Here is an 11439-nt window from a genome sequence, read left to right on the forward strand (position 1 = left end):
GCTAGGTCAGGCCGTACGCCCGCTCGATGGTCTGTGTGGCCGAGCCGCCCGCCGCGTCCGAGGCGGTGACCCGCAGGGAGACGTAACCGCTGGTGTCCGCCAGGGCCGGATGCGTCACCTCGACGCGGTAGCGGCCGTCGCCGCGGCTGACGACCCGCTGGGCAGGCCGCCAGGTCGCGCCGTCGTCCACGGAGTACTCCACCGCGACCCGCCTCACCTCGGGTGCTCGGCGCAGCGTGGAGTGCGCGCCGGCGCGCAGCTCGAAGGTGAAGTGCCTGCCGGACGCGGCCCGGTTCAGCAGGTCGAGTGGCAGGTCGTAGGCGAACTGGAGCGCCGGTTGGAACGCGCACGACGTCCCGGAGGAGCAGGTGTAGCCGCGTGGCGTCCCGGCGGGCGGGGTGGAGGCGAACGACCTGGTCGTGCTCACCCTCCTCGACAGGGTGCGGCCGGTCGTGTCCGTCGACTCCAGCCGGTAGGTTCCCGCCTTCCCGGGGACCGTGAAGTAGCGGGGGCGATAGCCCTGGATCGTGGCCGCTTCCTGGCCGTCGACGAACAGTTTCGCCGCCGACGTCACCGGGTTCGGATCGCTGTAATGGCGGGAGTCGGAGTCGCGCCATTGCTCTCCGGGTACGAACCGGTCCCCGTCGCGGCACAACCCGCACGGCAGCGCGACCGGGTGCCCGGCGGGCACGTCGGCGGCTCCCGGCACCAGCGGCGCCTTGAACCACCGGTCGGTCAGGCGGTGCTCGCGCCGGGTGAACAGGTCGTCGGTCTTCAGCGTCAGCGACTCGTTCGTGATCTCCCTGGTCCAGATCACGCCGCCGGTGGCCGGGCCGTAGTACTCGGTGCGGCGTTGCGAGCGGATGGGCTGGTTGTTGATGCTCACCAGCACGAAGGGCTCAACGGTGGTCGTCAGGATGTTCGCCCGCATCTGGGCGTTCGCCTTGTCGGCGTGGTAGGTGGCGTCCACCCGGACGAGGTCCTTCATCTTCACCTTCGGCGGGCGCGCCGGCATCTGACCGGGCGAGTCGTAGCGCAGGTTGTAGACCACGTCCGGGCCCGCGTACGGCTCCAGCCGCAGCGACAGCGCTCCCCGGTCGAGCGCCGTGCGCACGGCGCGGCCCTCGGCGGCGCTCAAGCCGAGCCGCAGGGACGGCCCGTCGGGGACGCGGGCCCGGCCCCCGTCCACGTCGAGGTAGCCGAGGATGCCCACGGCACCGCGGCGCGCCGCCTCGGCTCCGGCCGCGTCCATGGCCTCGGCCGCCGACGCGTACGGCCGTGCGGCGTCCCCCGCCGGCACGCCGGCCAGCACGATCTTGCCGGTCACGTCCACGCCGTCGAAGTCCTCGGCCCGTCCCCGGCCCACGGACACGATGGGGTGCGTGGCGGGCGCGGTGAGCGCGCGCATGGAGTCCGGGCTGTACGCGGGGTGCAGTGTCAGGTCGCCGGCTTCGACCTTGGACAGGACGGGCGGCTCCATGGCCCATTGGTGCGCCAGGCGGCTCGTGCCCGTCCTCGGGGGTGCGACCGGCGTGACGTACAGGTCGTAGCCGCCTGACACTGACCAGTACATGCTGAAGCCGGTGGGATGGTCGTCGGGGTCGTTCGGATCGGGGTTGTGCTGATAGCGCACGGTGCCTGCGCCGTCGGCCGGCTTCGGCGGATCGGGTCTGATCCTGACCGTGTCGCGGGCGTCGAGGGTGACGGTCTCGTCCCCGTCGACGTCGACGGTTTTGATCACGAGGGTTTCGCGGTTGGCGAGCCGTCGCTCGTAGAGGGAGCCGAACAGCTCGTATTCGCCCGCCGGCAGGCGGAACTCGCCGTTGCCCGCGTAGTCGGTGCTCAGGGAGGAGAACCTGTAAGAGGTGAACGGGTCTTCCGGGCTCGCCGGCAGTTTCACCGGAAACACGGTCACCGCGGGCCGCTGGTAGGCGTAACGACTGTAGAACTCCTTGGTCCCGTAGGAGTTGACGAGCGAGACCTTGACGCTGTGCTTGACCGCTTCGGCGTAGTAGCTGAACGGCGTCACCACCCGCGCCTCACCGGCCTGCGCCGTCACCCAGCCGCCGTACACCCCCCTCGCGCCGGCCCGCGGGTGCGCGGTGAGGTCCACGGTGGCGGTGCCGTTCGCGGGCACCGTGACGCTGTCCGCCCCCAGCTGCACCGCGCCGTCCGGGGCGGGGTTGCCGCTCCAGCCGCGGGTGAGGAGGGAGAGCGCGAGCGTGACGGGCTCCGCTCCGAGGTTGCGGTAGGTGATCTGCCGCGTGGCCGGGCCGTCCAGCTTGCGGAAGTCGACGGCGGAGGTGGCGAAGACGGTCTGGGTGACCGCGCGGGCCACGTCCACCCGGCCGCTGCCCTGGTCGAACCAGTTGAGGCCGTCGGCGCGCACGGCGGTCGAGGTGAGCGCGTCGCGCAGCTCGGCCGCCCGCCACTCGGGATGCTGCTGCGCCAGGATCGCCGCGGCCCCCGCCACGTGCGGGGAGGCCATCGACGTGCCGCTCGCCATCAGGTACCTGTCGTTGCCCGGGATGCCGGGCATGGTGGCGCCGGCGGCGCGGGCGGCCACGATGTCCACGCCGGGCGCGACGAGGTTCGGCTTGACCGCCGCGTCGCCCAGGCGCGGGCCGCGGCTGGAGAAGTCCCCCAGTTCCGTGCCGGTGACCTTGTCCACTCCGCCCACCGCCAGCGCCTCGTCCGCCGCCGCCGGGGAGTTCACGGCGAGCGCCGCGTACCCGTTGCCCGCCGCCGCCACGAACAGCGTCCCGTGCTTCCTCGTCAGGGTGTTCACGGCCTGGCTGATCGGGTCGGTGCCGTCGCCGCAGCACCAGCCGAGGCTCAGGTTCACCACCGCGGCTCCCTGCTCGGCGGCCCACTGCATGCCCGCGATGGTCGACGACGACATGCCGTCGCCGTTGTCGTCGAGCACCTTGCCGACCAGCAGCGTCGCGGCGGGGGCCACGCCCCTGTACGTCTCCCCCGCGCCGGCGATCGTCGAGGCGACATGCGTGCCGTGCCCGACCTTGTCGGCGATACCGGAGGTCGGGCTGAAGTTCCGGGTGGCCGAGATCCGGCCGGCGAAGTCCGGATGGTTCGTGTCGATGCCGGAGTCGAGGACCGCGACCTTGACGCCCTTGCCGTCGTACCCCATCTCCCAGGCCTTCGGCGCGCCGATCAGCGGGACGCTCTGGTCGAGCGAGGCGTGCGTCTTACGGTCGAGCCAGACCTTGGCGGGGCCGCTCGCCGAGCGCTGGGCAGACGGCCGATCGGTACGCAGGCCCGCCCAGAACGCCGCCGCCGCTCCGGTGTCCACACTCATCGCGACGCCGTTGATGCTGTCGAGCACGCGGACGTTCTCGCCGGCCGGCAGGGCGCTGGCGGACCTGGACAGGGTGGCGGGGGCCGGATCGCCGGCATAGGTGACCAGCAGCGGGATGGCGTCGGTGCGCTGGTCGCGGGCCAGCGTCTCGACGTCGAACAACTCCTCGTCCAGGGTGCCGGCGGCGACCATGCCGGCGGCGTCGGAGGGCATGACCAGGTGGCCGCCGTCCTTGCTGGGCAGCGTGGCGAAGGTGACGGCGGCCCCGTCCGGCCGGGGGGCCGGGCGGACGACGATGGCGGGCGGGCCGCCGTCCTCGCCGGGGGCGTACTCGACGACGTCGCCGGTGATGAGGGTGAGGGTGGCCGGGCCGGGAGCGGTCCCGGTGTCCACCGGTGCGGCGGCCTGTGGTGGCGGGGCCGCATGCGCGGGCCACGGGGCGACGCCGACGGCGGCGAGCACGAGGGCCAGGCTGCTCAGGGCCGCGGTCAACGGGGACGGTAGAGGGGGCACGGCCCATCCTTCCGGTCAGAGGGGAATGTCGTTCGGGAGCGCTCCCGCCCGCCAGCCCGTCATGAGGGCCCGGGGCAGGTGCGCGACCGGCACCGGGGCCGCAGCCGGCTTCCGTCGCGAAAGCCATGCAACCAGCTCCGCCGGGGCCGGGACCATGCAGGAATAACGCAGAATCGATCCGCGTGCGCGAGGTGTGCTCAGTCGCCGAGAGCCGCGAGCTGCGCCTTAGCCTCGTCCATCGTCCGGGGGCTGGTCACCACGTCGTCCTGCAGCAGCTCGATCCCGGCGGTCAGATGCTCGCGGGCCTGCTCGGCCGCGCCCAGCGCGGCATGCGCCCTGCCGAGCACCAGGTGTACGTGGCCGACGTACCATCGCCTGCCCATCTCGGTGGACGCGGCCAGGGCCGGAGTCGCCTCGTCGATCGCCTCCTGCCAGCGCTGCGCGTCGGCCAGCGTCCTGGCCAGGCCCAGCTGAACGGCCGCCCGGGTCGCCTGCGCCATCCCGGGCGGGACCGGGCGCCCGTCGATCTGCCGCAGCACGGCCCTGAACTCCCGCAGAGCCTCGTCAACTCTGCCAAGACCGGCGAGCGTCAGCCCCGCTCCCACGAAACTCTGCAGGAAGGTGATGTGCGCGCCGGCGGTGTCGGCCAGCTCCCGCGCCCGGGAGTACGCCCACAGGGCCTGGTCGAGGTTCGAGGCGACCCGCCAGACCTCGCCCGCGCTCCATATCGCCTCGGCCTGCTCCTTCACCGCGCCGAGGCTTTCGGCGAGCCGGTAGGCCTCCATCGCCAGCGCCGCGCTCTCCTCCAGCCGTCCCACGCCGAGCACCGCCCAGGCGTAGTAGTTGAGGTGCCGGAGCTCTGCGAGGCGGTCAGGCAGCCGGGCGGCCGCGGCCCGCGACAGCGCGAAGACCTCCACCCATTGGCTGCTCCAGTGATCCATCGTGCCCGCGAACCAGTAGATCGCCTCACCGAGCCCGGCCACCTGCTCGTGCCGGCCGGCGGCGGCCGCCAGCCGCAGCGCCGCCAGCCAGCTGTCCCTTTCGACCTGCAACCAGGCGTGCGCCTCCTCGGGCGAGGCGATCGCGACGAGGCCCTTCCCCTCGGCCGGCGGCTCGCCGGCTTCGGGTTCGAACCATCGCCCCGCCATGGTCGCGGTCTCCAGCAGCCAGTCCGCCATCGCCTGCTCGGCCGCCGCCCTGACCTCCAAAGTCTCCTCGTCGCGCAGCCGCTGCGTCGCGTAGAGCCGGATCAGGTCGTGGAAGCGGTAGCGGTCGGCGCCCTCATGCTGCAGCAGGCCCAGCTCGACCAGCCGGTCGAGCTCGTCCTCCGCCGTGAACAGGTCCGTCCGCGTGAGCACCGCGGCGATCGGCGCCGCGAAATCCACCGAAGGCACGTGCGCGAGCCGCCGGAACAACGTCTTGGCCCTCGACGACAACACCGCGTACGACAGCGCGAACGCCGCCTCCACCCCCACATCGCCCACGGACAACTGCGCCAACCGCCGGTCCTCGTCCGACAGCCGCTCCGCCAGGTTCTTCATGGTCCAGCCCGGCCGGCTGGCCAGCCGGGTGCCCGCGATCCGCAACGCCAGCGGCAGGTGCCCGCACAACCGGGCGACCTCGACGACCTCGCCGCCCTGCGCGCGGGCGGAGCCGTCCCGTACGATCATGCGCAGCAGCTCGGCCGACTCCAGCGGCGACAGCGGCGCCAGCGCGATCCGCGACACCGCGTCCAGCCCCGCCAGCGTGCGCCGGCTCGTCACGATGGCCATCCCGGCGCCCGGCCCCGGCAGCACGGGCCGCACCTGCGCCTCGTCGGCGGCGTTGTCCAGCACCAGCAGGCACCGCCGCTCGGCCAGCAGCGCCCGCACCTGGCTGGCCCGCTCCTGCTCGTCCTCGGCGATCGCGCCCGGTTTGACGCCCAGCGCCCGCAGCAGCCGATCCAGCACCTCAACCGTCGGCATCGGCTCGGCGTCGGTGCCCCGCAGATCCACGTAGAACTGCCCATCGGGAAACACCTCACGCAACTGCTCGGCCGCCCGCACCGCGCACGCCGTCTTGCCCACCCCCGCCTGGCCGTGCACCACCACCACCGGCGCCGGCCCCTCCCCGGACGCCTCCCGCCCCCGGCGCACCAGCAGCTCCAGCTCCGGCACCCGGCCGACGAAATCGCCCAGCCCACGCGGCAGTTCATACAACTTCGGCCGCCCCACCCGGTTGCCGGACCGTTCCGCGCGCGCCAGCTCCACCAGCTCCGCGCGAGCGGCGTCACCCAGCTCCAGCGCATCGGCCAGTGCTACGAGCGTCCGCTCCTGCGGCGCCCTGGCCCGGCCGCGCTCCATGTCGCTGATGGCGCGCCCGCTCACCGTGGACGCCTCCGCCAACGCCTCGATCGTCAGCCCGGCTGACTGCCGCAAGACACGCAGCTGCTGCCCAAAAGATCTGTCCGACACTCGTGCCTCCAAGACGCAGTAACCCTGCGAACCTAAGAGCTACTGACGGTGATCGGCTATAGAACCTGCGCACCAGGAAGGCCCTGGTGACCTGCTGACCTGGTCAAACGCCTCCACGGTGGTGAACATCACAGTTGTGGCTCATAGCAGGCCGGTCAGTTCGTTCGGGCGAGATCGGCGAGCGCCGCCAGATCTCCGCGACGGGCGGCGTCGAGGAACACCGCGAGCAGACGGGACTTCTCCGCCCGCGGCACGGAACGCTCGGGGCCGGACGCCAGCCGCGCGCGGGCGCGGCGGAGCACCTGGCGCGTGTGCGGCTCAGTGAGTCCGAGCAGCTCACCGACGTTCCGGTAGGGCAGGGCGAACGCCTCGCGCAGCAGGTAGGCCACGCGTTCGCGCGGGCCGAGCCGGACCACCAGCACGGCCATCGCCGCCCGGAGCTCATCGGTGTCCTCGGCGATCTGGGCCGGGTCCGCGCCCAGCTCAGGAGGGTCGTCCACGGTCAGCCCGGCCGGAATCTGGTGCCGGGCGTACGCGCATTGCGTTCGTGTGATCGACAGGCGCTGCGTGGTGCAGGCGAGAAAGGCACGTGCGTTGCGGACGACCGTGCGGTCGGTGCGGCTCCATCGCAGCCAGGTGTCCTGGACGACGTCCTCGGCGTCAGTGGTGGTGACGATTCGGCGGGCGATCTGCAGGAGCACGGCGCGGGCTTCGAGAAAGTCGGCGAGGGCGTCGTCCCGGTCCGGGCCGGCGAGACCGACGCCTCTGGACCGCTGGCCGCTAGATGTGGGCAGCCGCTTCACGGATCACCTCGGAGACCGCGCCTGGCTGCGAGACCGCGACGGCGTGCGAGGCGCCGTCGATCTCCCGTAGCTCGCGTGCCCTCGCGCGCTGGGCCATGTACCGCGACGCCGGGGCTGGGATGTTGCGGTCGGCGCTGCCCCAGACGAACCAGTTGGGGATGGTGCGCCAGGCGGCGATGGGGGCGTCCAGGGCGTCACCGAGGGCCCGGTCGGTGATCGGCCGCTGGGTGGCGGCCATCAGAGCGGCGGCGTCCGGGTCCACATCGGCGGCGAACTGGTGGGCGAACCTCGCCGGTTCGATGGATCGGTCGGTGCTGCCGTCGGCGAGCGGCGTGCTGGTGAGAGTGCTGCCGAGGGTGCTGCCCGGGAACGTGAGCGAGAGCCGCGCCGCGCTCTCCCCTGGCTCGGGGGCGAAGCCGGCCACGTAGACCAGGGCCTTGACGGCGGGGTTGCCTGTGGCCGCCTGGGTGATGACCATCCCGCCGTAGGAGTGGCCGACGAGCATGACCGGCCGGGCCAGGCCGGCGATGGCGTCGCGCAGGTAGCCGGCGTCCCCGGCGAGGCTGCGCAGCGGGTTGGCGACGGCCAGCACGGGCAGGCCGTACCGGGTGAGGCGTTCGATGACGCCGTTCCAGCCGGCGGACTCCGCGAACGCGCCGTGTACCAGGACGATCAGTGGTTCAGCCATGACCGGTCAGCCTTTCTGTGCTGCGGGCTTCGGGGCCACCATCGGCATGAGATTCCTCCTGTGATGTGAACAAGTTGGTCAGCACGGTAGGAGGCGGCAGTGCACGCTCAGTTCACATCGAGTGTGTGCTGCGGACCACACCGTCCGGCTCATGTCACGAACCGGGCCTGCTGCGCGGTCGACGTGGACGGCGGCACGGGCCTGTTCAACGGTCGCCGGAGAAGTCGAGCAGCCGGGTCCTCGCCTCGTGCCGCTCCACCGCCGTGTCGAACTCCTCGCTGAGCTGACGGGCGTAGGCACGGAGCAGGTCGTGCATCCGGCTGCGGCCACCGCGTACCTGGACCAGCATGTGCGTGGCGAGCTCGGCCAGCCCGCTCCCGGCGCTGCGTGGCTCGGTCCCGGCCAGCGCGGCGGCGGCCTCGACGCTCACCTCCGGGCCCGGGTGCAGTGCCAGCAGCCGGAAGAGGCGGGCGGTCGGCGGGGTCAGCGCCTGGTAGGACCAGGAGAACGCCGCCGGCAGTCCAGCGAACCCGTCCAGGCTGTTGCGTGCGCTCGACAGCTCGCCCGCTATGTCGGCGAGCGTCACGGCCGGCTGTGTGACCGCGCGCGCGGCGGTCAACGCGATGGCCAGCGGCAACCGCCCGCACCGCTCGATGATCTCCTCGGCGGCCCGGGGCTCGGCGGCGACGCGGCCGGCGCCCAGCCGGTGTGCGAGGATCTCGCGGGCCTCGTGCGCCGATGGCGGCGCGACGGGCAGCGGGTGCGCTCCGCCTGCGGTGATCAGGCCGATCATGCGGACGCGGCTGGTCACGATCGCGAGGCTGCCGGGTGTGCCGGGCAGCACGTGACGGACCTGCTGGAAATTGCCGCAGTTGTCCAGCAGGAGCAACATCCGCCGCCCGGACATCCTGCTGCGGAACAGGCCTGCCAGGGCATGCAGCTGGGCCGGCAGGGCCTCTTGAGGCAGACCGAGGGAGGCCAGGAAGCCGCGAAGCACCTCGCCGGCGCTCAGCAGGGGCCCGTCTGCGGAGAATCCGCGCAGGTCCGCGTAGAGCTGCCCGTCGGGGTAGGCGGGGGCGAGCCGGTGCGCGAGCCGGATCGCGATGGTGGTCTTCCCCACGCCGGGCATCCCGTCGACGGCCAGCGCCACGGTGGGCCGTCCGTGCCGGCGGTCCTCCTCGATCAGCCGCTCGGCTCGGCCCAGCAGGTCCGACCGGCCGGTGAAGAACGGGTGATCCGGCGGGAGCTGGGCCGGGGCGGCGACCGATGCCGCAACCCGTGGGGCGAGGCGCCGGCGCAGCAACCGCTCGTACGCATCGAGCAGCTCGGGCCCCGGGTCGATGCCCAGTTCGTCGCCGAGCCTGTGGCGTACCTGCTGGTAGATCTCCAGTGCCTCGGCCTGCCGGCCGGTGGCGGCCAGCGCGAGGATGAGCCGGGCCTGGAGGGCTTCGTCCAGCGGGCTGTGCTCCACCGCCTGCCGGAGCGCGGGGAGCAGCAGCCGTTCCCGGCCGGCGCGCAGGGCGGTGTCCGCCGCGTCCCGGACGATCTGGGCGCGCTCGGCCTCGATGGCGACGAACACCGGGAGGTTCTGCGAGACCGGCTCCAGGCCCGCGGCGCAGGGGCCCTGCCACAAGGAGAGGGCCTCGGCGTAGCGCCGCACGGCCTGCTCCGGATCGTCGCAGCGGCGCGCGGCCGCGGCCAGAGCTCGGAAGCGGAGCAGGTCGAGGGAGTCCTCCGCGACGCGCAGCCGGTATCCCGCCGCATGCCGGATCAGGTGCGAGCCGACCTTACGGACCGGCAGACCCGGCTCGATCAGCCGGCGCAGCGTCCCGATGTAGCGGTGGACCACGTTGACCGCGCTGGCCGGCGGATCGCGCTCCCAAAGGGTGTCCACCATTTCCGCCAGGCCGACCACCGTTCCCGCCCGGGCCAGCAGCAGCGCCAGGACCAGCCGCTGCTGTCGGCCGCCCAGCCGCAGGTCGCCGTCGCCCCGGCGGGCCCGCACCGGTCCGAGGATGCTGAACCGGGTGGCCGCCATCATCGTGCCGCCCGCCGGCGCACGCCGTTCCTCCATCAGGCTCGACATGACAACCCCTTCCGGTCCCCTTCGTCCTGTCGCCGCCTTCAGCTTGTCGGCGCCGTGCGGCCGAATCATGAGTACGACGACGTACGCATGACCTTTCAGCAATGCCTGCGACGCGACTCGGGTGTGGAGGCGTACGCCAGCGGCCGAACCCTGACCTGCCGGTCCGTCCCAGCACCCGCGGGTGCCATTCCGGGTCCTGTCACGGAAACGGGTCGCGGCGTGGTCGACAGGGCATGAGCGACATCGCCTTCCCTGGGACGAGCGACGGCGGACCGCCCGGCGGGGTGCGGCGAGCGAGGGCGTGGCTGCGCACCGACGTCGGCGGCGCGCGGGCGATGGGGATGTGATGCAGGAGCAGTCCGGGTGGGCCCGGCTCCCCCGTGGATCAGCGCACCGGCTCTACGTCCGGCGAGCGCAACATGCGGCCGGTGGACACGGCCAGCAGCACGGCGGCGGCCAACAGCGCGGGGAGCAGGAGAAAGGCCCGGTGGGGGCCGAACAGGTCGGCGAGCCCTCCGAGGGCCACGGGCGCCACGGCGAAGGCGAGGGAGTTGGCGTAGTTCGCGACGGCGGCCGCCCGGTCGGCGGCGCCGGGTGCCGCCGACATGGCCAGCGACAGGACGAGCGGGAAATGCATGGCGTTGCCGAGCCCGATGACCAGCAGCCCGGCCCCGGCGAGCCACCCGACGGTCGAGGTCCAGAACACGACGAAGCCGGTCGCCGACAGGGCGAAGGCGCTCAGGACCAGCGGCACGGTGGAGACGCGTGCGGCGATCACGCTGCCCGCCACCCGGCCGACCAGCTTGCCGAACACCATGGCCGAGATCAGCGTGGTGGCGGTGGTCGCGGTCACGCCGGCATGGGTGCGCAGGACCGAGGCGGACCAGAACGCCACGCACGCCTCGATGGCGCCGACCACGACCAGCAGCAGCCAGGCCGGCCAGTAGGGCCGGGGCAGCCTCAGCCGGGAGGCTCCCCGGCCACGCGCGGAGCCGTCACTGTCCGGCAACCGGGTGCCGGTCACCGCCGCGACCACGGCGACCAGGCCGATCAGCAGCAGGATCAGGACCAGGCCGAGCCGCCAGCTGCCCCATTGCCTCGCGGTGAACCCGGTGGCCAGGGGGGCGAGCAGGCCCACCGCGATGGACACCGCGTACGCTTCGCTGATCGCGGCGGACGCGGCCTTGCCGTGCCTCTCGGTGATGACGGCCGCCACCCCGCTGGCGACCAGGGTGCCGCCGAGCGCGCCGAGCAGCGCGGCCGTGAGTGTCGCGCCGAACGGACGCAGCAGGCACAACGCGGTGACGGCGACAGCGAGGCCGCCGAGGCCCAGCCAGGTCGACGGGCCCCGGCCCAGCCGGCGGACGAGCGGCGTGAAGAGCAGACCACCGAGCACGCCGCCGGCGGCCATCGCGGTGCCGTGAAGCCCGGCCAGCGCGGCGGAGGTGCCCTGTTCGTCGCGGAGAAGAGGGATGAGCGGGCTGAAGCCGTAGAGGAAGAATCCCCACCCGCCGAGCTGGGCATAGGCGAGGAAGGTGACACGATCACGTTTTACCTGCGACACAGGGGACAAATATCCG

General features: G+C 72.9%; 6 protein-coding genes. All 6 read right to left on the reverse strand.

Annotated features, from left to right (window positions below; translation table 11 throughout):
- Window position 1: 1 nt before the first annotated feature.
- The 6 genes from HCN51_RS30830 to HCN51_RS30855 all read right to left on the reverse strand — a co-directional run bounded on the left by HCN51_RS30830 (window position 2) and on the right by HCN51_RS30855 (window position 11423).
- A complete protein-coding gene (locus HCN51_RS30830) occupies window positions 2-3829 on the reverse strand; it encodes a S8 family serine peptidase (RefSeq protein ID WP_168014146.1) in 3828 nt (1275 codons plus the stop codon).
- A 197-nt stretch (window positions 3830-4026) separates the two neighbouring features.
- On the reverse strand, window positions 4027-6282 hold the full coding sequence (locus HCN51_RS30835; protein WP_168014148.1) for a helix-turn-helix domain-containing protein: 2256 nt from the start codon (window positions 6280-6282) through the stop codon (window positions 4027-4029).
- Between the two features lie 155 nt (window positions 6283-6437).
- Entirely contained in the window at window positions 6438-7085 is a 648-nt protein-coding gene (locus tag HCN51_RS30840) for a sigma factor-like helix-turn-helix DNA-binding protein (RefSeq protein ID WP_168014150.1), read from the reverse strand.
- Complete coding sequence (locus HCN51_RS30845) at window positions 7063-7773, reverse strand: alpha/beta fold hydrolase (protein ID WP_168014152.1); 711 nt, start codon at window positions 7771-7773, stop codon at window positions 7063-7065. Before HCN51_RS30845 ends, HCN51_RS30840 begins: the two co-directional genes overlap by 23 nt.
- Window positions 7774-7978: 205 nt before the next feature.
- Window positions 7979-9859 (reverse strand): AfsR/SARP family transcriptional regulator, encoded by a 1881-nt coding sequence (locus HCN51_RS30850; protein ID WP_168014154.1) that lies wholly within the window; start codon window positions 9857-9859, stop codon window positions 7979-7981.
- A 385-nt stretch (window positions 9860-10244) separates the two neighbouring features.
- Entirely contained in the window at window positions 10245-11423 is a 1179-nt protein-coding gene (locus HCN51_RS30855; RefSeq protein WP_168014156.1) for an MFS transporter, read from the reverse strand.
- Between the last annotated feature and the right edge of the window lie 16 nt (window positions 11424-11439).

The sequence above is a fragment of the Nonomuraea composti genome, assembly GCF_012034275.1.
Lineage (GTDB): Bacteria > Actinomycetota > Actinomycetes > Streptosporangiales > Streptosporangiaceae > Nonomuraea > Nonomuraea composti.